The 21,405-nt window shown below is 39.0% G+C and carries 19 protein-coding genes; 4 read left to right on the forward strand and 15 right to left on the reverse strand.

Going from position 1 to position 21,405, the window contains the following annotated elements; translation table 11 throughout:
* Positions 1-331: 331 nt before the first annotated feature.
* The 6 genes from IGL36_RS11890 to IGL36_RS11915 form a co-directional block, all read right to left on the reverse strand.
* Complete coding sequence (locus tag IGL36_RS11890) at positions 332-1,540, reverse strand: ABC transporter permease (protein WP_002359134.1); 1,209 nt, start codon at positions 1,538-1,540, stop codon at positions 332-334.
* A complete protein-coding gene (locus IGL36_RS11895) occupies positions 1,537-2,211 on the reverse strand; it encodes an ABC transporter ATP-binding protein (protein ID WP_002367351.1) in 675 nt (224 codons plus the stop codon). The genes IGL36_RS11890 and IGL36_RS11895 overlap by 4 nt, the downstream gene beginning before the upstream one ends.
* Positions 2,204-3,370 carry an efflux RND transporter periplasmic adaptor subunit gene (locus tag IGL36_RS11900; RefSeq protein ID WP_002359132.1) on the reverse strand — a complete coding sequence of 389 codons (1,167 nt, stop codon included), beginning with the start codon at positions 3,368-3,370 and terminating at the stop codon, positions 2,204-2,206. The genes IGL36_RS11895 and IGL36_RS11900 overlap by 8 nt, the downstream gene beginning before the upstream one ends.
* A gap of 171 nt (positions 3,371-3,541) precedes the next feature.
* Positions 3,542-3,841 (reverse strand): rhodanese-like domain-containing protein, encoded by a 300-nt coding sequence (locus IGL36_RS11905; protein WP_002355066.1) that lies wholly within the window; start codon positions 3,839-3,841, stop codon positions 3,542-3,544.
* Positions 3,834-5,483 carry an FAD-dependent oxidoreductase gene (locus IGL36_RS11910; protein ID WP_002405082.1) on the reverse strand — a complete coding sequence of 550 codons (1,650 nt, stop codon included), beginning with the start codon at positions 5,481-5,483 and terminating at the stop codon, positions 3,834-3,836. The genes IGL36_RS11905 and IGL36_RS11910 overlap by 8 nt, the downstream gene beginning before the upstream one ends.
* Positions 5,484-5,798 (reverse strand): rhodanese-like domain-containing protein, encoded by a 315-nt coding sequence (locus IGL36_RS11915; RefSeq protein ID WP_002384782.1) that lies wholly within the window; start codon positions 5,796-5,798, stop codon positions 5,484-5,486.
* Positions 5,799-5,966: 168 nt separating this feature from the next.
* On the opposite strand from IGL36_RS11915, the gene IGL36_RS11920 reads away from it, so the two are divergent.
* The gene (locus IGL36_RS11920) at positions 5,967-6,227 is read left to right on the forward strand and encodes a metal-sensitive transcriptional regulator (RefSeq protein ID WP_002355063.1); all 261 of its coding nucleotides are present in this window, start codon (positions 5,967-5,969) and stop codon (positions 6,225-6,227) included.
* Between the two features lie 45 nt (positions 6,228-6,272).
* Here IGL36_RS11920 and IGL36_RS11925 read toward each other — a convergent pair whose 3' ends face one another.
* Both IGL36_RS11925 and IGL36_RS11930 read right to left on the reverse strand, forming a co-directional pair.
* On the reverse strand, positions 6,273-7,532 hold the full coding sequence (locus IGL36_RS11925; protein ID WP_002368361.1) for an MFS transporter: 1,260 nt from the start codon (positions 7,530-7,532) through the stop codon (positions 6,273-6,275).
* Positions 7,533-7,629: 97 nt separating this feature from the next.
* Positions 7,630-8,838 carry a pyridoxal-phosphate-dependent aminotransferase family protein gene (locus tag IGL36_RS11930; protein WP_002355061.1) on the reverse strand — a complete coding sequence of 403 codons (1,209 nt, stop codon included), beginning with the start codon at positions 8,836-8,838 and terminating at the stop codon, positions 7,630-7,632.
* 171 nt (positions 8,839-9,009) lie between these two features.
* Between IGL36_RS11930 and IGL36_RS11935 the strand changes: the two genes are divergently transcribed.
* Complete coding sequence (locus IGL36_RS11935; protein WP_002397604.1) at positions 9,010-10,635, forward strand: PucR family transcriptional regulator; 1,626 nt, start codon at positions 9,010-9,012, stop codon at positions 10,633-10,635.
* Between the two features lie 117 nt (positions 10,636-10,752).
* Here IGL36_RS11935 and allE read toward each other — a convergent pair whose 3' ends face one another.
* The 6 genes from allE to sylA all read right to left on the reverse strand — a co-directional run bounded on the left by allE (position 10,753) and on the right by sylA (position 17,404).
* A complete protein-coding gene (allE, locus tag IGL36_RS11940) occupies positions 10,753-11,538 on the reverse strand; it encodes a (S)-ureidoglycine aminohydrolase (protein ID WP_002391368.1) in 786 nt (261 codons plus the stop codon).
* Positions 11,539-11,559: 21 nt separating this feature from the next.
* A complete protein-coding gene (allC, locus tag IGL36_RS11945) occupies positions 11,560-12,783 on the reverse strand; it encodes an allantoate deiminase (protein ID WP_127341752.1) in 1,224 nt (407 codons plus the stop codon).
* A 181-nt stretch (positions 12,784-12,964) separates the two neighbouring features.
* Complete coding sequence (allB, locus tag IGL36_RS11950; protein ID WP_430608815.1) at positions 12,965-14,329, reverse strand: allantoinase AllB; 1,365 nt, start codon at positions 14,327-14,329, stop codon at positions 12,965-12,967.
* Positions 14,330-15,826 (reverse strand): allantoin permease, encoded by a 1,497-nt coding sequence (gene allW / locus IGL36_RS11955; protein ID WP_002397601.1) that lies wholly within the window; start codon positions 15,824-15,826, stop codon positions 14,330-14,332.
* Positions 15,827-16,420: 594 nt separating this feature from the next.
* Complete coding sequence (locus IGL36_RS11960; RefSeq protein ID WP_002384774.1) at positions 16,421-16,933, reverse strand: GNAT family N-acetyltransferase; 513 nt, start codon at positions 16,931-16,933, stop codon at positions 16,421-16,423.
* Between the two features lie 18 nt (positions 16,934-16,951).
* Positions 16,952-17,404 (reverse strand): transcriptional regulator SylA, encoded by a 453-nt coding sequence (sylA, locus tag IGL36_RS11965; RefSeq protein WP_002397599.1) that lies wholly within the window; start codon positions 17,402-17,404, stop codon positions 16,952-16,954.
* 192 nt (positions 17,405-17,596) lie between these two features.
* On the opposite strand from sylA, the gene IGL36_RS11970 reads away from it, so the two are divergent.
* A complete protein-coding gene (locus IGL36_RS11970) occupies positions 17,597-18,289 on the forward strand; it encodes a hypothetical protein (RefSeq protein WP_002370054.1) in 693 nt (230 codons plus the stop codon).
* 164 nt (positions 18,290-18,453) lie between these two features.
* Here IGL36_RS11970 and IGL36_RS11975 read toward each other — a convergent pair whose 3' ends face one another.
* Entirely contained in the window at positions 18,454-20,115 is a 1,662-nt protein-coding gene (locus IGL36_RS11975; RefSeq protein ID WP_002397597.1) for a SulP family inorganic anion transporter, read from the reverse strand.
* A 176-nt stretch (positions 20,116-20,291) separates the two neighbouring features.
* Here IGL36_RS11975 and IGL36_RS11980 point away from each other — a divergent pair, with 176 nt between their 5' ends.
* Entirely contained in the window at positions 20,292-21,359 is a 1,068-nt protein-coding gene (locus IGL36_RS11980; protein ID WP_002367364.1) for a choloylglycine hydrolase family protein, read from the forward strand.
* Positions 21,360-21,405: the final 46 nt, after the last annotated feature.

Below are 21,405 nucleotides of genomic sequence, written 5' to 3' on the forward strand. Positions count from 1 at the left end.
GTGTTTTGTTTTGATATATTTAGTATACTGGAAATTTTTCGAATTAAAATTTAGAAATTTACAAGCAAATCAGTCATTAACAGTCATTCCTATAATCCCTGATTTATAAAGGCTTTCTAATAGTCTTATTTAAAAAATATTTGTTATTTAATCCTCAACGTGCTATTTTTTCAATTTTTTTCTTTTTTATTTAGCTGACAAACGTCAAAAGGTTGGTAGCTAATATCAACCTTTTGACGTTTGTTAGCTACTTTCTCTTGAAATCTTTGGATTTTTTTCTACTTTCACTAAAAAAAACAGCCAAAAATGGCTGTTTCTTTGCTATTTATATTTATTTCATAATATCGATTAAGTCTTTTTTCGAAGCTGCCGAGGCAGGGAAATAGCTAAATACAACCCCGATAAAGACAGAAATCCCAATGGCTAATGAAACGGTCATTAAATCTGGTCGAACAGAAAACGGTAGTGCCATTGATGCTAAGTAGGCAATAATCATTCCTAAAAGATAACCAGTAATTCCGCCGATTAAGGTCAAGGCAATCCCTTCTGTTAAGAATTGCTTTTTAATATCACTGGCTGTCCCGCCCAATGCACGTCGGATACCAATTTCCTTAATCCGTTCTGAGACCGAAATGTACATCATATTCATAACGCCGACCCCAGCAATTACCAGTGAAATAGCCGCAATTGCGGAAATAAACAAGGTTAAATTATTTAATAAAGAGCCCATTTCCTTGATGGTATCTTTAACATTATATTCTTGATATGTCCCGCTGTTTTTCATGGTTCCTTGTTGAGAGAGAGTTTTTATTGTTTCTTTCAATACTTGATCTGGTTGATAGCCAGGTGCTACTGTTAGCTTCAACGTAGATGTATCTTTTAGCTTGCCGAAATAATGTTCATAGGTCTTTTTGGGAAAATAAAGCAATGAGTCATCATTACCTGGACCAATGGCACCGCTGGTATTGGTTGTCACGCCAACAATGGTAAAAAGTTGCTCTTTATATGGAAAAGTTCGATTAACTGCTGCAGTTGGGTCTTGGTAGAGTTCTTTGGCAACCAGTTCATCCACCACCACTGTTTTATCCAGTTTTGCATTGTCTCCATCATTCAGTTGGCGTCCCGCCAACAATTCTTTGGTGGTTTTGTCGGCAAGTTCATAGGTTACAGAAAGATTTTTCGGTCCTGCTTGAAAATTCAGTGTACCTTTTTGAGCGCCATCAACTTCTCTTTGATCAAAATCAATTTTTTCTACGCCAGGAACCATGCGCACGACCCCTAAATCATTGTCGGTAAACATCGCTTGGTCACTAAACATATCCGAAGTGTTGTAGGCCGAAAAAGAAATCTTTTTCACATTTTCTTTTTGTTTTTCAGCGGATAATTTATCGACCATGTCTTCTTTAAAGCCGTTACCGATAGCCACGATGGTAATCACCGAAGCGATCCCGATGACAATCCCTAGCATCGTTAACAAGCTGCGTCGCTTATTTTTCAAAATGGAACGGAAGGCGGTTTTCCAAATAATTGAACGTTTCATGTCAGCACCTCCTCTAAAATCTTTCCATCACGAACTTTAATCAAACGATTGCAGTATTCAATTGTTTCTTCATCATGTGTCACTAAAATAATGGTGACACCTTCATTGTTTAATTGCTGAAAGAGCGTTAAAATTTCTTCCGATGTTTTACTATCTAAAGCCCCAGTTGGTTCATCTGCAATAATAAAACTTGGCCGATTGACAATCGCACGCGCAATGGCAACACGTTGTTGTTGTCCGCCCGAAAGTTGTTTTGGATGCTTCTTGCCTTTATCTGGCAAGCCGACTTTTGTCAGAACTTCGTGGACACGATCTTTGGCTTCTTTTGGGGTTAACCCACTATATAAAAGAGGCAATTCAATGTTTTCTTCAACTGTTAGTGTTTCAATTAAACTAAAATTCTGAAAGACAAAGCCGACTGCTTCATTTCTAATTCGGGATAGTTCCTTATCAGAAAAGTCGCCAATTTCACGGTCTTCAAATAAATACGTTCCTTCAAACTTTTTATCAATAAAGCCTAGCAAATTAATCAAAGTCGATTTCCCAGAACCAGAAGGACCCATAATCGCTAAAAATTCTCCAGCGTCTACTTGGAGGTTAATATCATCTAACACATGCAGTGTTTCTTCTTCGGAATAATAATATTTATGAATATGGGATAGCTTAATCATTGGCAGCTACCTGAACATCTTGATTATCTTTTAATTCTTTATTGGGATTGGCAATCACTTGGTCTTTCCAGTTCAAGCCACTTTTGACAACTTTACGACCTAAATTTGTTTCTGTTTCAATCGGTGTTTTTTTCGCTTTGCCCGCTTTGTAAACATAGACAAATTCTTTTTGGCCTTCTTTTTGGATTGCTGCTGTCGGTATAATCATTTGCTTTTGTGGCACAGCGATACTAGTAGACAAGCCTTCTGCCCAAGGAAAATCACCTTCTACTGTAAATTGATAACTCACTACTGGATTGCCTTCATTTTTAGCTATTGGGGTTTGCGCAATGGAAACAATTTTGCCTGGTGCTGATTTGCCTGAACCAACGGTCGTCACTGTTACTTCTTCCCCTGTCTGTAATTTATCGTAATCATATTCGGTTACTTTTCCTTGAATATTTTTCTTTTGTGTTGCAATTTTAATGACTGGTTTGTCGGTACTACTCATGGCACTAGCATCAACAGTGACTTGGCCATCAATTGGTGCTGTAACAACTGTGTTGACTTTGCCACGTGTTTGTTCAAGCGTGTTTGCTGCTCCGACGGCATCACTGTTGGCTAATTGAAGGGCTTGGTTAGCTTGGGCGACTTCACTATTCGCAGCACTAACGGCTTCATTCAATTGCTGAATTTCCGCATTTAGTGTTTCTTTCTCTTCAGCCTCTTTTGCGGTGTTTAATTTTTGCTTGGCTGCAGCAACTTTGTTTAAGGCTTCATTGTATTTTTGAGTGGCTAAGTTAACGTTCTCTTGTGCTTGTTGAACTTGAAGATTGTTCCGATTAACGGCATTCGCTTGTTCTGTTTCTGTGGCTTGGATGTCTGAGTTATTGTACGTTAACAATGGACTATCTTTCTTGACTTCTTTACCATTTTCAACATTTATTTCGGCAATTTTTCCTAAAGAAGGATCAAAGAAAATATCCCGAGTATCTAGAAAACTCACTTGACCATCTAATTTTAATGAGGCCATTTCTGTAATGGTATACGTTGTGTATTCAGGTTCAACTTCTTTTGAAGAAAAAACTGTTTTTGCTCCGATAAATCCGACGACGACCACTGCGGCACCAATACCGAACCACACTTTTTTATTTCGCTTCTTCTGGCCTGACTTTTTCATTTATTTGTTCCTCCTTGATTTCTGTTGACGAGTTTGTCATTTTATTTAGTATATAATGAATAAAAAAACTGGTCCCTTCATCTTCCTATCATTCCTCTTACAGTTTTGACACATCTTTATCTAACAAAAAAACGTTTATCCTGTGTAAAAGGATAAACGTTTTTTGTTATTTTATTGTTCTAATTGACCCAACCAGCCAGATGTACCACCTAGAACATTGGTTACTTGATACCCTTGTTGACTGAGAAACGCACACGCTTGTGCGGAGCGCGATCCCATTTGACAAATCAGATAATAGGGTTGGTTTTTATCTAATTGCTGATAATTTTCGGTTAAAGTACTTAAAGGTAAGTTGATGGCCTGAGGGACATGCCCCAGTTGGTATTCCATTTCTTCTCGTACATCAATAATCGGTAATTTTTTTCGTTTTGCTTCCTGATAAAATTCAGGCATGCCAATCGTGTTATACATTTTCTAGTTCCTCCGGTTTTACCATTCGATATAGCGCAAAAGCACCATCTAAATTTTTGGCTGAGATGCCTGCTTGTTTTAGCATCCGTTCTGCAATATAACTACGCAAACCGCTGTGACAACTAACAATGTACTCCGTTGACTTGTCTAATTCCTCCAAACGTTCTCTTAACTCATTTAAAGGAATAGACACAGCATTTTTAAATTGACCATTGGCTCGTTCGGCGGGATTACGGACATCTAATAAAACAGCCCCCTTAGCTAATTCGTTGGATAACTCATACCATTGAACGTTTTCACTCAATCCTTCTGCAAGGTTCATCGCTGCATAGCCTAACATGTTCACAGGATCTTTCGCTGAACCAAACGGCGGCGCATAGGTAAACTCTAATTCAGGCAAATCAAAAATAGTTAACTGTCCTTTAATAGCGGTCGCAAGAATATCAATCCGCTTATCTACGCCCTTTGCCCCAATTCCTTGTGCGCCATAAATTTTCCCTGTCGTAGGATGGAAAACTAATTTTAACTGAAGATCTGTTGCGCCAGGATAATACCCCGCATGGTCTTTTCCACTGATATGCACAACAGCTGTTGTTAGTCCAGCAGCTTTAGCAGCTCGTTCGCTTAAACCAGTTGAAGCGGCGGTTAAATCAAAGACTCGCACAATAGCGGTCCCAATGCTCCCTTGATTTTTTCTCTCTAACCCAGCAATCACATCCGCTACTTGACGTCCTTGGCGATTGGCAGGAGAAGCTAAAGAAATCAGCGCATCTTCTTGAGTGATTTGTTGTTTCACTACAATAGCATCCCCAACCGCATAAATATCGGGTTGATTCGTTTGATAGCGTTCATCAACAACAATACCGCCACGTAAACCAGTTGCTACACCTGCTTCAACTGCTAAGGTATTTTCTGGTTGGACCCCCACCGACAAAATGGTTAAATCAGAAGCTAATGTTTGACCGTCTTCTAAGCGAATCACTTGCCCTTCTTCTTCAAAAGCAACCGCAGATTGTCCCGTAATTACTTGAACATTGTTTTTGCTTAATTCAGCTTTGACAAAAGCGGCCATTTCTTCGTCTAATGGCGGTAAAACATGGGGTGCTTTTTCCACGAGAGTGACTTCTAATCCGCGTTTTTGCAAGTTTTCTGCCATTTCCAAGCCAATGAAGCCTGCGCCAATCACGACGGCTCGTTTTGTTTCTGGTGTCAAGGCTGTCATAATTTGATCTAAATCAGGAACATTTCTTAATGAAAAAACATTTTTGGCTTCTGCCAATCCTGTAATTGGTGGCACAAAAGGTTTCGCCCCTGGTGATAAAATTAATTTGTCATAGTGTTCTGTTAAAATTTCTGTTTCATGTTTCACTGTGATCACTTTTTCTATTGGATCAATCGCCACGACTTCATGGTGAGGACGAACATCTAAATTAAACCGTGCCTTTAACGCTTCGGGTGTTTGAACAAGCAGTTGCTCTCTTTCTGCGATTTCGCCAGAAACGTAGTAAGGCAAACCACAGTTTGCAAATGAAACAAAAGGGCCTTTTTCCATGACAACAATTTCAGCATCTTCCATTAAGCGACGTAAACGTGTCGCTGCTGACATACCACCAGCCACGCCTCCGATAATTACAATTTTCATTTATTTTCCTCCTTTAATTTGACCAGACCATTGGGACATCCCGCCACGAACGTTAATCACGTGATAGTTTTTTCTCGCTAAAATTTTGGCCGCATTTTTGCTGCGCATGCCGGACTGGCAAATCACATAGACTTCGTTAGCGGATTTGTTGTAGGCGGGAATTTTGTTAAGTGGGACATTAATCGCTTGTGGAATATGCCCTGCGCGGTATTCGCTAGGTGTCCGGACATCTAATAACGTTATCTCTTTAGATAAACGTGACTGAAGTTCTTTTGTTGAAATACTTGGCTTTTTTTTAAACAATTGAAATAACATTTTTTTCTCCTTCTCTTATATACCTTACGGGGTATATTTAACATGAAAAAGTTAGACTTGTCAACTGAAGAGATTTCTGCCATTTTTAGATTCAAAGAAAAGATAGTTGACAAAAATACCTCGTGTAGGTATATTTTAAACCAATCACTACTCTTAAGGAGGGGCAAAATGACTGAAGAAAAAAAGAAAGTGCTGAATCGTTTACGCCGCACAGAAGGTCAAATTCGCGGGATTCAAAAAATGATTGATGAAGAAAAAGAGTGTATCGATGTTATCACTCAGTTGAGTGCGGTCCGTTCTAGTATTGATCGCGTAATGGGGATGATTGTTGCGGAAAATTTAAAGCATTGCTTTGAAAATCCTGAAAAAGATCCTAAAGAACAAGAAGAGCGATTAGCACAAGCGATTAATATGATTGTCAAAAAGTAAAACAACGCAAACTTATTCAGCGAAAGATAAGTTTGCGTTGTTTTTTTATTTATTAGACGAATCTGCCCCGCGTTTTTTTAAATTGACAAGCATAAAAAGAATCGTGCCAATTAGTAAAATCACGACGGCGATATAAAAGCCCATGACTTTCGAACCCGTTGTGTCAGAAATTTTCCCAGTCAAAGCTGGGGCGATCACAGATGACATCATGCCGAAAAAGTTAAACACGCCCAAAGTAGTGCCAATTCCAATTTTTGGTGCATTTTCACCTAGCCAAGAAATAATAATCGGTTCTACAGCTAATTTTCCTAAGAACCCATACATAATTAAAGCAATTAATAACAACGTCGCATTACTTACTTGTACAGTTAACAAGAGCATAGCTGTTGCTAAAAATTCTAAAACAACGATGAATTGAACTTTTTTATGCATGTACTTATCCGCCAACCGACTAAAAAATAACGCTCCTGGAATAGAGGCAAATGCGACCAGCGAAGAGGACAATCCAATTGCCGCTCCTTGGAAACCACGTTCGGTACTTAAAAAATTAGGTAACCAAGTCACAATCATATAATATGCATAACAAGTGCCAAAATATAAAATATACGCAAATAGCATATGTGGCGCAAACAGTTTTTTAAAGGGCACTTTTTCTTTTACCGCTCCGTTATCTTTTTCATCAACAACGGTTGGCTGAATCAAGGCCATGTCTTCTTTATGATTGCGAATAATCACTTGAAAAGCCACTAACATACAAATAATCATAAAGGCGGAAATGTACATCATCACTTGCCAAGGTAATCCTTTTTGGGCAACTAAATAACTAGATAAAATCATCCCTAAACCTGAACCAACGGCTGAACCACTGTTGACAATAGCTGTTGCAAAACTTTTTTTGGCTTGAGGAATGTTTTGCGACGTCAACGAGTAAGCCGAGCCATAGAAAGAACCACATCCTAAGCCTGCCAATAAGCTACCTAAGTAAATTGTTCCAATCGTTTGGGCTTGGGCAATCAGTAATGCTGCCAGCGCAAACAAGATAAAGCCTGGAATTAATACACGTTTTTTCCCAATTTTGTCTACCAAGAAGCCTGCAGGAATCTGCATGACTACGTAACCGAGAAAATAAAAGCTAGAAATGGACCCTAGGGCCGTATCGGAAGCGTTACCATTTAGAGACGCGCGAATTTGTGGATAAACAGGAGAAAGCGCGGAACGATAAATCCAGATTGTTACCCAGCCCATACATAGTAAAATAACGATTTTTTTCCAATAAGCCAACGAACTTTTTGTCTTGTCTGTCATTTTCTTTTCCTCCACCAATCATTTTTTTGGTTAACGTTTCACAAGGAACAAAAGCACTACGCTTTTTTACGTAGTGACCTTTGTCCTACCTTCTTTTTTAGTTTAAATACTCAGCCAATGCATGAGTACTACCGCTACCGCCTTCAAATTGATAGCCTTGGTGTTTCAATACAGTCTCAAAGGCACTTAAAAAATGCAACACATTGTCTTCGCGACTGCTGTAACCCATATTACCGACCCGCCAAATTTTTCCTTTTAAATCACCGAAGGAAGAGGCAATTTCAACTTTAAAATGATCCAGTAATAAGCTTCGCACCTTTTCACCATCAATTCCTTCTGGAATGACCACAGGAATGACTGTTGGTGTTTTTGTGTCTAACTTCCCGAAAATTTCTAAGCCCATTTTTTGCAGACTTTCAACTAAAATACGATCGTTTTTCCGATGGCGTGCGTAGACATTTTCCATGCCTTCTTGAAGTAACAAGCGCAGCCCTTCATGTAGCCCATAAATCATTGTAGTCGCTTCTGTATGGTGATTTAAGCGCTCTGGTCCCCAATATTTTTCTAATTGCGATAAATCCAAGTAGTTACTTTGAATGAACCGTTCATTCCGCGCATCCGCGCCAAGCCCTAACTCTTTTTGGTAACGGCCCGCCAGATAATCGGCTACACGTTGGTTGTAGGTAATTAAAGAAAGGCCTGAAGGTACGCTGACACATTTTTGAGTGCCTGCTACCGCAATATCAATCTTCCAATCATCGACCTTTGTTTCAACACCGCCGTAAGTCGCCACCATATCTACTACAAAGAAAATTTCATTTTCCCGACAAAAGGCGCCAATTTGATCCAGTGGTTGCATTTGTGCATTCGCCGTTTCGCCATGGACCATCGCAACAATTTTTGGTTGATGTTCTTTAATCGCTTCAATCACCGTTGTTTGTTCAAACGGTGCGAGCCAGTCCTTTTCTAAATAAATGACTTCGGCCCGGGCGCGTTCGCAAATTTCACCTAATAAATAAGCAAACCGGCCATACGCAGGCACAAGCACTTTGTCGCCTGGCTCAATCAACGCAAATAACCCCGCTTCCAAGCCTGAACGTGACGTGCCATCAATGGCAAAGGCTTGTTGATTCTTTGTGGCAAAAGGTACTTTAATCATTTCCCGAACTTCGTCCATAATCTGTAGAAATTCTGGATCAAATTGCCCTAAAATTGGTTGACCCATTTGACGAAGTACCGATGGATGGGCTTCGACTGGTCCCGGCGTCATGATTGTTCGCCGTACAAAATTTGGTTGTTGATACATAGTAATCCCTCACTTCATTTTTAATTCTTCTCTTTTATTATCTTTGGAAAAACCCAGAAATTCATTGTTCAATTTGCACTATTTTGACTTTGTTTTTTAGACATATTCAATAACTATCTTTTGTACTCCTTTTTATTCTTCGCTATACTATAAAAAAAGGAGGTTGTTGTGATGAAAATATTAGCTGAGGTCTTGGCTTTACCAAGATTTTCTGACTTACAATTATTATCGTCTCACTCAAACTTAACACAGCCCTTGGAAAGTGTAGAAATCACGGAAACACCTGATGTGGCTGATTTTATCCCTAAAAATGTCATGATTTTAACAACGGCAATGATTTATAAAGATGATCAAGAAAAATTGAAACCTTTTATTGACTCGCTAAAACAAGCAGAGTGTACGGCTTTAGGAATCAAAGTTGGGCGGTTCCTTGACGAAATTTCACCAGAAATTGCCGCCTATGCCAGTGCCGTTGATTTGCCCCTGATTAAAATTCCTAGCACACAGCCACTAGGCGGGTTGTTGCATGAAATTGTAGGCTATCTTCGTGATAGCAAAACCGAACAGATGTCTGTAGCATTTGACATCCAAAAGCGTTTTTCAACATTATTAATGCAAGATGTTGATGCTACGCGTTTCATCGCTGAATTTGCGAAAATTTTAAATGCGCCAATTATTTTATTAAGTCCTTGGCAACAGGTGATTGCCCACTCGAATTATTTTTATGGCAATCAAAAATCAGCGGAGTTTTTTATCAAACAATTATCAAAAGACCACTTTCAACAATTGGCACAAGAAAAGAAAATCTTTCGTTTACAGGATGAGCGACAAGAAAACATTCAAGTAGCTGGCTTTCCAATTCGTGTGAACGATTATTTTCCCTATTATTTATTGGTCTTATCTCCTGAACAGATTCCTTATCCTATTTCTGAATTTGCCATTGATCAGGCCATTTTAGTTTTGACTTTTATGTTATTTAAAAACCAGAAAATTGCTGAATCTTTTGAACATCTCAAAACAGACTTTTTGGACCGCTTGCTTGATACACATCAAGAAGCGCTGAGTAAACATCAAAATTGGTTGGAACTTTGGAAAAATTATCGTTTAATCAACAGTGATTATTATCAATTAGCGATTGTCTACGGCGTGACTAAACCAGAAAATGAAACCCATATTCGTTATCAGCAAGCGGAAGGGCAACTAATTTTCCAATGGCTCAAAGAACAATTGCCGGAAATCCTGCCAGATGTCGCCTTGTTTAAATTAAAAAATCAAAATAAAAGTATCTTGATTTTTCAATCTAAAAAAAATGACCATTTGATGATTTTGCAAAACCTCGCTGAACGTTTGCAACAAGCTTTGCCTATTACCATTCGCTTTGCTTTAGGCAATGCTTATGAAAACCTAGAAGATTTGCCTAATTCTTATATTGAAGCTTCCTCGACATTAGAGGCTTCTTTACACGCTCAAAAACCAGCGACTGTGCAATTGTTCCATCCCAAAGGCCTAGCTGGACTTTTTGAAAAGATTGGCACTGAAGATGTTGAATACTTTTGCCAGCAACAATTGAAAGAGTTGGCCTATCCGACGGAACCGACGTTACAAGAATTACGAAAAACCTTGAAAGTTTTTTTAGATTTCAATTGTGAAATTACTAAAACGGCCAACGCTCTTTACCTTCACAGAAACACCATTAAATATCGCATGAATCAATGTGAAAAATTATTAGACACCTCTATTCAAGAGCCTGAGACGAGTTTACTCTTACGGGTAGCGCTGGAACTTTCAGAAAAATAATTAACAGGAAAATAGCCGAATAAAAGTAACGTCTACCAAGAAGAAGGACTCTACCGTTCACCACTGCGTGTTCAAATCCTATTGTTCCGAGGTCATTACTTTACATTCGGCTTTTCTTTATAATTCTGGTTCACGATTGGCATCTTTGGAATAAACGTACATTAGCGGTTCTTCACGACCAACCGCATAGGCTGCTTGTGGCACATAGGCACCCATGAAAATATAGTCCCCTTTTTCCACTGGATACCATTCGTTGTCCAAATTGTACATCCCTTGGCCACTAATTAAATACGCGCCATGCTCTTGGACATGCGTTTCAATGTAGGCATGACTAGCACCTTGTTCAAAAGATAAGATATGCATATTCATATCAAAGTCAAACTCTTTCGGCAATAAACTCCAAAGTAAAACGTCTGTCATTCCTTCATATTCTTCGGGTTGTTGGTCATGAATTGACCCAACCACTTTATAAGGTTGATGGCCTGCCAACGGCTGATAGCGTTTTTTATATAAGAAAACTTCTGTGTCCGCTTCCTGTGCGTTCGCTAAATACATTTTCATTTCAGGCGTAAAGTAGGCGTAGCCCCCGGCTTCAAGTTCATGAGTTTCTTGACCATCTGAAACGCGCAAACGACCGTCAATGACATAAACCAACGTTTGAATCCCGTCGCCACCAAAACCAGTTGTTTGTTGACCATTTTTATGAAACGTAGCAATGTAATCCACAAATGTCGCACCTAATTTAGGCGATCCCAAAATGGAAATATCGACATTTTCAAAACCAGGTACTGCATTTTGCACCAAACCATCATGGGGAATAATGGCGTAATTGTCTTTTTTTATCACAGCTCTTGATGTTAACAATTCTTTTTGGTAACCAACTCGATTATTTTTATAACCCATCACAATTCTTCCTTTTCTATCTTATTTATACGCTAATTCATATAAGGTATCTGCTAAAAGCTTGACGCCTTCAACCAAATCTGGAAATGCCGTTGCTTCAGCTGGATTATGACTAATCCCACCAATACTTGGCACAAATATCATCGCTGTCGGGTAATGGGGCGCAATAATTTGCGAATCATGCCCAGCGCCACTATGCATCATACGATACTGATACTTGCCTTCTTTGGCTTTTTGTTCAATAACTTCTACAATTGCTTGATTCATCGGTACAGGGGCTTCATCCATCCAGCGGTCAATTGCAATCGTTAAGCCTAATTCTTGAGCAATTGTCTTCATCCATTCTTCTAATTCACCGGTAAAATGTCGTAAAAAAGCAGCGTCGGTATGACGGCAGTCAATTGTAAATTCCACTTCTCCAGGCACCACGTTGACTGTATTGGGTTTCGGAATGACTTTACCGAATGTTAAAACTAACGGATCCCCAATCTCGTTCGCACGATCAATGGCTTCTGCACAAATTTTAGCAAAGCCATATACCGCATCATGACGGTAACTCATTGGCGTAGTGCCTGCATGATTGGCTTGCCCTTTTAAGTTAACCGTGTAGCGACGTTGCCCTACAATACTATGAACAACACCGACTTGGAGCTTTTCGTTCTCTAAAATATTGCCTTGTTCAATATGAATTTCGACAAATGCTTCAATGTCCTCACGTCTAGTTTGCTCCTGCCGAAAATCAAAGCCTTGGCGATGCATCTCATCAACAAACTTTTTACCTTCGTTGTCAGAGATATCGACTACTTCTTCACGTTTGGCTTCACCAACGACATTTTTGCTTCCCCAGAAAACTGTTGGAAAACGGCTCCCTTCTTCTTCAGCCATGGAAAGCACTTCTAGAGAACGCCGTGGTTTCCCATATTTGTCTAATAAATATTGAACAGCCGTCATGGAAGCAATGACACCATATTGACCATCTAATGTCCCACCATTAACTACTGTGTCGATATGTGACCCAGTTAAAATCGTTTCCTGAGGAGATTCCGTTCCTGCCACTCGACAAAACAGATTCCCGACTTCGTCAAATTGCGTTTCCAGTCCAAACGCCTCAGTTTGGCTTTGCACATACTTTTGTGCTGCCAACCACGAATCTGTATAAAGTAAGCGTGTCATCCCTCCTGCAGGATCACTCCCAATTGCTGACAACTCTTCGATTCTTTGTTTTAAAACTTTTTCCAAGTCCATCACAAAACCTCCTGACTGATTACACTCTGATTGTAAACGTTTCCCTAGTCATCTTCATTGTACTTATCAAACAAAATTAAGCCTTTTTTTGTGCAAAACAACCAACGAACATCCTCTAACTCATGGACAGAGGCGCTAATTCAATCACACTTCCGTCCCTTTTCATTTCTAAAATAGGTGTTTAATTTTTGATAAATACGCCGTTAAACGCCTCGGTTACCCCAGTTTCTTGTGCGTAAATTGTTTCGCCTCTTAAAACTGTTTGAATCACTTGGGCCCCAATTTCACGACCAATGTAAGGACTAATTTTATTTCGATATTCTAAATCTTCTGCTTTTAAGATATACGACGCGTTAGGTTTAATTAGTACAAAATCGGCATCCTTACCAATGCTGATGCGGCCCTTTTGTGCTAAGTGATAACGGTCAGCTGGGTTTGCTGCAATCATATCCGCGAATTGTTTCAAGGATAAACCACGTTTTTGGACGGCTTCATCGAATAACACATCGACGTTATTTTGAACACCAGAAATGCCGCCCCAAGCTTCAAAAGCATTGGTTATATCTTTTAAGTCTGGCGTACAAGGAGAATGGTCAGAGGTTACAAACGCGATGCCGCCTGTTTGCACGTGGTTCCATAATGCGGCTTGTTGGTCCGCGTCACGAATTGGCGGCGAACATTTGACAACTGGACCAATGGCATCAAGTTCATCCGTGGTAAAATATAAATAATGCGTACATGTTTCACAAGTCACATCTACCCCTTCTGCTTGGGCTTTTAAAACTTCTTCCACGCCTTCTTGACAAGCCACATGACAAATATGAATCCGACAACCTGTTTCTTTGGCAAATAAAATGGCTTTTTGAATCGCTTCAACTTCGGTAAACACAGGACGTGTAGCTACATATGCCGCTAAAGTCGTTTCACCATTTTGATAAGCTAACGCGCCTAATTTATCCGTAATTGGCGCATTTTCTGCATGGATTGCTAGCACTTTGCCAGTCTTGGCGACTTGTTTCATTCCTTCATATAGTGAATAATCGTCGACATTTTGAAAATCTCCTTCAATTGAACGATCGCCGCACGTTCCTAAAAAGCATTTATAGCCGGAAACGCCTCCTTCATCAAGTTCCTGAATCCCACCAGCCAAGTTGGTCGGGACCACGCCGCCAAATGACCCTACATCTACTTTTAGTTTATTTTCTCCTGCCTTGTATTTGATCTCAAGAGAGGTCTTATCCACGGTTGCTGGAATCTGATTTAAAGGCATTTCCATAAAGGTCGTCACGCCCCCTTTGGCACAAGCGGCCGTTCCTGTGACATACCCTTCCCATTCATCGCGGTAACCACCACCAGGATCGGTAATATGAACATGAGCATCCACCATCCCAGGACTAACGACTAAACCCGTCGCATCAATCACACGTTCTCCTGACAAGTCTTCCCCAATCGCTACGATTTTTCCTCCTTGAACGGCGACATCCGTAATGACTTCTCCAGTTTCTAAAATAACTAACCCGTTTTTAATCACTAACTCTGCTTGCATTTATTTTCCCTCCTGATAAGCTGTTTCTTTCACTTTTTTTGAATCCCAAGTCCATTTTTTTAACACTAAGTACAGCACAAAACCTGTGGCAAAGCCCACAAACCACGAAATATCAGCAATGATTTTAACCTGTGGAATAAATTGACCACTTAAGGAAAGAACCAACGCCAGAATAGTAGCGACATACGCCGGCTTGTTTAATCCGTAAAAAGGATTGGCTTCCTCTTTTTTGTGTTTATCTACGTATAAAGCATTTAAATCAATTTGTTGCTTTTGAACAAAATAATAATTCGCAATCATCACACCAGCGACTGGTCCTAAAACAGCCCCAATTGCGTTCAGAAAAATAAAAATACTATCGGCGTTTTCCATCAGTTTCCAAGGCATAATAAGAAAGCTAATAACACTGGCAATCATGACGCCTTTTTTATACGTCATTTTTTTAGGAAACAGCGCCGCCAATTGATAACCTGCCGGAATGATGTTCCCCGTTGCATTCGTTGAAATAGTCGTTAATAAGAAAACCGACATGGCTAAGACCACCACTGCCACATTATCTAAACGATCAATAATGTTTAAAATATTCCATTCTTGAATTCCAAAATACAGCGAACCACCTAACAGAATCACCACACTGGAAAAAGCGAAAATCCCATAACCAACAACTAAACCTGCTGTTTGCCCCACAATCTGAGCACGTGTCGAGCGCGCATTCTTAGTAAAATCCGCCACACTCGCACCAGGCGCTGACCAAACGGCCACAACCGAGTTAAAAATAATCAGATACGCCACAAGTGGATTGACTGAACGAATCGCACCAGAAACTTGATAGGACAAAATTGGTGTTAAACCGCCCCCAGCTCGAATGGCCCAAATCGTTAATCCAATAATAACGACATAAATCAACGGACTTAAAATGGCGGTAAACCGGTTCAAAATTTTGCTACCACCGAAACCTATTGCCACATTTAAGAGCCAGAAAAGAGTAAACGCCATTAATTCAGGTAGCCTGAGACCAAAAAACTGGAATGATCCACCAATTTCTAAAAAGTTCGGCCAAAATTTCCCGAGAATAATTAATAAAGCCAGCGATCCTGTAAATGTTTGCAGACCAAACCAAGCAATCGCGGCCACACAACCTCTTAAGAACCCTGGCAGTTTTGCCCCGAGACTACCGTAAGTAGACTGTAAGTGCATCGCAAAAGGAATGCCATATTTAGAGCCAGCCACGCCATTCAAATTCATGAAAGTTGCTACAATGAATGAGCTTAACACAACTGCCAACATAACTTGCAGCGGCGATAAACCTAAGAAAATAAAGCCGCCCACTGCTGCATAATTCGGGATATTATGAATCGAACCCATCCATAATGTAAAAAAATTGCGCGCGCCCATTGTCCGTTGTTTCGGGCTACTTGGCAACAAATCCTCATTGTAGCCACGTGCTTTCATCGCTGTTTCTTCTTGAGCTGTTACTTGAGACACATTTTTCTCCACGACAAACTCTCCTTTTTATTAAAAATTTTTTTCTATTAAAACACCCTGCCTTCTCTTTTTTGTCACTTTTGCACAAACATGCGTACTACTCTCATCACACAAATTGTAAGCGCTTTTTATAACAACAATCATTAGTTACCCCAACTAAATAACAAACGATTCTTTGTTCACTTTGAACGAAAAAATAGCAACCTTTTTTATATCGTCCTCTCACTCTAGAAAGTAAGAAACAAATCTTTTTATTCACATATTATGTACAAATTCTCTTTTCAAATGCTAAAATACGCTTATTATTAAAAATGACATAAATAAATTATACAGTTAAATGAAATGCAACACAACATTTTTTAACCAAACACACACAAAACAGATAAACTGAAGTGGATTTTCAGGAAGAGACCCATCCTGAAAAAAGACACTGACAAAAGAGTTTTCTCACAAGATCGACAACTTTTCACAGATTCAAAATCTTCTTTTTCAATTTTTACGTTTTTAAAAATAACATTTTGAAAATAAAAAAATGCTTAATTTTAGTCAAAAAAATAAACAAAGATTTCTGATTTTATCAGAAATCTTTGTTTCTAAATTTTCTTGCTACAATTCCTTTAACAAAATAAAATCCGTCTGTTCATCGTCTCCCATAAAAAACGAATGTTGACTATAATAACGGTAGCCAATCGTTTTATAAAATGCCCGCGCCGCATCATTGTGTTCCCAGACACCTAGCCACAGTGCTTTTTTACCAAATTCACGAGCTTTCTCTTCCGCCAGTTCTAACAATTGTGTCCCCAGCTTCTTTCCTTTAAACGCAGGCAAAATATACAATCGCTCAACCTCGAGCTTTTCTGGCCCCATCGGTTCCGTTTGTGCCGTCTCACGATTTAATTTCATGTAGCCAGCTAATTGATTATCGACAAAGATAAAATAAAAGTCAGAGTGGGGATTAGCCAATTCCTTTTGTAATTTTTCTAAATTGTAGGCTTCTACTAAATAGGCTTGCATATTTTCTGGGGTATTATATGGTCCGAAAGTATCTGTATAAGTTTCAATGCTGATTTCTTGTAACGCTGGTGCATCTTCTATTGTTAATTGTTTTATTTCTCCCATCAATCAGTCGTCCTTTCCTTAATAATTTCGAGTGTTCCCTTTTTTGACAAATTCCCAATCTTCGCTGACATTTTTACGCATCCGGACTAAGTAATCTGCCAATTGTGAAATTTCCACTTCTGACAAGCCTTGCAAAGCAACTTGATTCGAGTGTTGATTTTCGCGCACAATGATTGGATAAACGTTTTTCCCTTTTTCTGTGGCATAAATCCGCTTAATTTTTTTGTTGCTTGCATCTTCTTGACGATAAATGAAGCCTTGTTCTTCCAAACGCTTAATCGCCCGCGCCGCTGTGGTTCGATCAACTTTAATCAGTTCGGCGATCTTTTCTTGGATAATCCCAGGATTTTCACAGATCCTGACCAAATAAAGATATTGTCCTCGTGTTAAAGATAATTCCTTAAATTCGATATTACTGATTGAATCTAAGGCGCGCGCAATCATGCCAATTTCTCTTAAAATATCTATCACTAGGACACTTCCTTTCGCTAATATTTTATGATTGTCATTACTTTAACTTATTTTTGTTGCAAATGCAACAAAAATAAGTATAAAAACTACAGATTTAAACAATTTGAGCATTCGTGAAAATAAAATAATTATTTCTTTTGTTATATTAACAAGTAAGATAAAATTAGTTATAGCGTCTATAGGAGGAATAGTATGAAAAAATTATTTTGTGTTATTTTAGTTATTTTTTTAACAGGTTGTAGTTCTCAAAAAGCGAATGAACCTAAAAAACAAGAAAATTCTACCAATCATACAACATCAATGAAAAGCAGTGCTAATCATTACAGTTCTAGCACAGAAACAAGCTCTAATAATAAACTAAAAGAAACTTCAGAAAGTGCCAGTACCACTCAAGCTTCGGCAAAGTCTAAAAATGAAGTATCCACAAATGTCGAAGAAGCAAATTCTTTAGAAGCAACACCTTATGCTGTCGATCTTAGTAGTTTAAACAATCCACTCGTATTTAATTTTAAAGGAATGAATGTGCCAACTTCAATTACGTTAGAGAACTTAAATTCAACACCAACTGCTACCTTCCGAACTAAATTGTTTGGGGCTGAAAATGGTCAAGTGAAAGAAGCCATTAATAAATATGAGCTATCTATAAATACAATTCCTACAAAAGAGATTAGAATATTTTCAGCGGCCGATAACAGTATTCGCACCGTTAAAGTAAATACAGAATTAATTTTAGGAACTAATATTTCTTCAAACGATGAACAAAATAGATCGGGCACTTTATACTTATTCAACAATAAAAATGGTTCGATATCTTTAATCACTCCTAACTACGCAGGCAATGTTACGGATGATCAAAAAGACGTTATGCTAGAAGTAATTCAATAAATAACAAAAAAAATAATAAAGAGAAAACTTCATACTTAGAAGTTTTCTCTTTATTATTTTTTTAGGAACTCCTCTAGAAACTCGTTTTAGTCCCCACTTATTTTTCTTATTTCTTCACCCATTAAGCCCGCGATAGAAAATAGAACATTTTATTTGAAAATGAATTATTGTTCTGCAATATGCACCGTTTGTAAAAATTCTGCGACTGAGAAATGGTATTCTTTCTCTTGATTTCCTTGAATGGTTCGAATCATTTTTTCAACTTCTGGTTGCAGAGCGGCAAATTGAACTTGTTGTCCACGACCTTCTGCTGCAAGACAAAATTCTTCTAAAATATCTAACGCCGTACTATCAATGCTAGGAACTCCTCGCATTGAAAATACTACACCACTTTTTGTTTCCAATTGCAGTAACGTTTGTTTCAATCGTTCAGAAGACATGAAAAATAACGGGCCACTCAAATAAACCACCACCCAATTTTCCGTACAATCGGTCGGTACTAGCCCCATTCTTGACCAATCAACTTCCTCGACATTAATCGTAATCACGGCACTTTTCGCAATGAAAAACAGGCAACCCGCTAAGACCCCTAAAACAATCGCTAAACTCAAGTCAAAAATAACGGTCGCTACCATCGTTAAGAAGAATAAACATAAGGCTGTGTGGAATCGTTTCTGGAAGAATTCTTTAATCACCGACCATTCATTCATTCGCCACGCTGTCACCACTAAAACACCAGCTAACGCAGGCATGGGAATTTTAGACATGACTGGCGATAAAAGCAACATCGATAACAATAAAAAGACTGCATGAAAAATACCCGCTAAACGTGTTTGCGCACCAGATTTAATCACTACGCTCGTGCGGGCAATCGCTGCCGTCGCAGGTACGCCACCGAAAAATGGCAAAATTAAGTTGCCAATTCCTTGTGCCACTAGTTCCTGATTACTGTCTAATGGTTTCCCTGTCATGCGACCAGCCGAAGCGCCACAAAGCAAACTTTCAATCATACCTAACATAGCAATGCTAATCGAAGGCACCAAAATATCCTGAAACGCACTTAATTGAAGCGAACCAAGTTCCAAACGTGTATCACTAAAAATACTTGTCGGAATTTTCCCTACAGTGGCCACTGGCAGTTGAAAAACCACTGTTGCTAACGTAGCTAAAATAATCATCACCAATGAAGCTGGTATCATCGCATTCCACTTTTTCGGAAAGAACACTAATCCAAGCACCACTAAAATCGACATAACCGTCGTTGGTATACTTAAATCAAAGCCCAATGAACGATAACTGCTGATTTTCTCAATTAAATTGTGGCCTTCTGAACGAACCCCAAAGAAATTATCAAGCTGCCCCAACGCAATAATAATAGCAATTCCTGAAGTAAACCCGGTAATGACCGGTGACGGAATAAAAGAAGTCAAGCTCCCTAAACGCAAAATCCCTGCCAAAAGCAAGAAAATTCCCGCCAAAAAGGTGGCCAACAAAATCCCTTGCATGCCATGCACTGCCGCAATTGACATTAAAATAGCTGCCATCGCACCTGTTGGTCCTGAAATTTGATAAAACCCACCCGAAAGGCTCCCAATCACAATTCCAGCGATAATCGCCGTGATCATGCCAGCTGCTGCAGTCGCGCCGCTAGAGACCCCAAACGCTAACGCTAACGGCAACGCGACGGCTGCGACAGTCAAACCTGCCAAGAAATCTTTTTTCAATTTTTTTTGATCATACCCTTTAAATTCATCCCTTATCATTTGTGTGTACTTTTTAAACATTCGCATCCTCTTTTCATGAAATTTCCATTCTAAAGATATCATATTTTCGGAAAGATAATAAGGTGTTTTGTGAAGGAAATCGCTAAAAAATTTTTTTCACCTCATTTAGACAAAATTGTCTAATATTTTAAGAATTTAGCCACCGCTGTTTCCTAGAGTATGATATGCTTAACTAGTAAACAGGCTTCACAAACTTACATTAATTGGGGGAAACTATTATGTGTACAGGCATCAAGATTATTTCCAAAACAAATGATATTTTTTATGGACGTACGATGGATTTTACGTTTGATTTTTTTGGCAACGAAGATCCAATTGCACCAAAAATCCCTACTCTAATTGCTCAATTTCCAAAAGGTACAGTTCTAAACAGCCAACTAAATCCTTGGACGGCAAAATATGCCTTTATGGGACTAGCAATGTCAGGCACAGATCAACCAGCGAACGATGGTAAAACCGTCAGCCTTGCTATCACAGATGGTATCAACGAAGCCGGCTTATCTGGTGATATTCAATATTTAATGGAATCTTCAACAGCACCTGCTGAAAGTTTAGCAGATCGTGGTTTAACACCTCATATTGCAGAAGAAGTACTTGCTTATATTTTGAGTAATTTTGAAAGCGTTGACGAAGTAAAAGTAGCTTTTGAAAAAATCGGCCTGTTAGATCAAAAATTCCAACTTGATTCATTGGGGGAAGTTCATTTCACCTTACACTGGACCATTAATGATAAAAATAATAATAGTATCGTTTTGCAACCAACAGATAACGGAGCGTTCGTCATTTATGATTCGATTGGCGTAGTCACAAACAGCCCAGAATACAATTATCATTTAACCAATGCACGAAACTATATCGGAATGCGCAACTACGCTATTAAAGAACCTTACACTTTAAAATCAGGCGCAACACTTGACCCAATTGAAGGTGGGACTTCTTACGGACTATTAGGAATCCCAGGAGACTTCACTTCGCCGTCACGCTTCATTCGTGCGTTATACTATTCTGACAATCTCCAAGAATTTGATAGCTCTGAAGGGATTATGCAACTCTATCGCGCCTTCCAAACAGTGATGATTCCTCGGGGAATTGGCCATTTAGGTCAAAGTAATTCTCTGTCTGATTTCACACATTATTGGTCAGGATATGATGTGACTAATCTAACCATGTATGTCCAACCAGAAAGTACTACCTCATTTACAAAATACACTTTGGATCCAGCTTTAACAGAAGTTACTACTTTTGCTGTTTCTAACGAGCTACTACTAACAGATTTAAATCAATAAAAACACAAACAACGTCTCTGACCAGGTAATTGGTCAGAGACGTTGT

The sequence above is a fragment of the Enterococcus sp. AZ011 genome, from assembly GCF_050548355.1.
Lineage (GTDB): Bacteria > Bacillota > Bacilli > Lactobacillales > Enterococcaceae > Enterococcus > Enterococcus faecalis.

Excerpts from the sequence above, each read along its gene's own strand:
- allC (WP_127341752.1), bottom strand. The coding sequence starts at position 12,783 with ATGGACTTGGAAAAAGTTTTAAAACAAAGAATCGAAGAGTTGTCAGCA.
- IGL36_RS11960 (WP_002384774.1), bottom strand. The coding sequence starts at position 16,933 with ATGGGAGAAATAAAACAATTAACAATAGAAGATGCACCAGCGTTACAA.
- allE (WP_002391368.1), bottom strand. The coding sequence starts at position 11,538 with ATGGGTTATAAAAATAATCGAGTTGGTTACCAAAAAGAATTGTTAACA.
- IGL36_RS11915 (WP_002384782.1), bottom strand. The coding sequence starts at position 5,798 with ATGTTATTTCAATTGTTTAAAAAAAAGCCAAGTATTTCAACAAAAGAA.
- IGL36_RS11905 (WP_002355066.1), bottom strand. The coding sequence starts at position 3,841 with ATGTATAACACGATTGGCATGCCTGAATTTTATCAGGAAGCAAAACGA.
- IGL36_RS11930 (WP_002355061.1), bottom strand. The coding sequence starts at position 8,838 with ATGTATCAACAACCAAATTTTGTACGGCGAACAATCATGACGCCGGGA.
- IGL36_RS11890 (WP_002359134.1), bottom strand. The coding sequence starts at position 1,540 with ATGAAACGTTCAATTATTTGGAAAACCGCCTTCCGTTCCATTTTGAAA.
- IGL36_RS11920 (WP_002355063.1), top strand. The coding sequence starts at position 5,967 with ATGACTGAAGAAAAAAAGAAAGTGCTGAATCGTTTACGCCGCACAGAA.
- allB (WP_430608815.1), bottom strand. The coding sequence starts at position 14,329 with ATGCAAGCAGAGTTAGTGATTAAAAACGGGTTAGTTATTTTAGAAACT.
- IGL36_RS11900 (WP_002359132.1), bottom strand. The coding sequence starts at position 3,370 with ATGAAAAAGTCAGGCCAGAAGAAGCGAAATAAAAAAGTGTGGTTCGGT.
- IGL36_RS11925 (WP_002368361.1), bottom strand. The coding sequence starts at position 7,532 with ATGACAGACAAGACAAAAAGTTCGTTGGCTTATTGGAAAAAAATCGTT.
- IGL36_RS11975 (WP_002397597.1), bottom strand. The coding sequence starts at position 20,115 with ATGATATCTTTAGAATGGAAATTTCATGAAAAGAGGATGCGAATGTTT.
- IGL36_RS11895 (WP_002367351.1), bottom strand. The coding sequence starts at position 2,211 with ATGATTAAGCTATCCCATATTCATAAATATTATTATTCCGAAGAAGAA.
- IGL36_RS11935 (WP_002397604.1), top strand. The coding sequence starts at position 9,010 with ATGAAAATATTAGCTGAGGTCTTGGCTTTACCAAGATTTTCTGACTTA.
- IGL36_RS11970 (WP_002370054.1), top strand. The coding sequence starts at position 17,597 with ATGAAAAAATTATTTTGTGTTATTTTAGTTATTTTTTTAACAGGTTGT.
- IGL36_RS11910 (WP_002405082.1), bottom strand. The coding sequence starts at position 5,483 with ATGAAAATTGTAATTATCGGAGGCGTGGCTGGTGGTATGTCAGCAGCG.
- IGL36_RS11980 (WP_002367364.1), top strand. The coding sequence starts at position 20,292 with ATGTGTACAGGCATCAAGATTATTTCCAAAACAAATGATATTTTTTAT.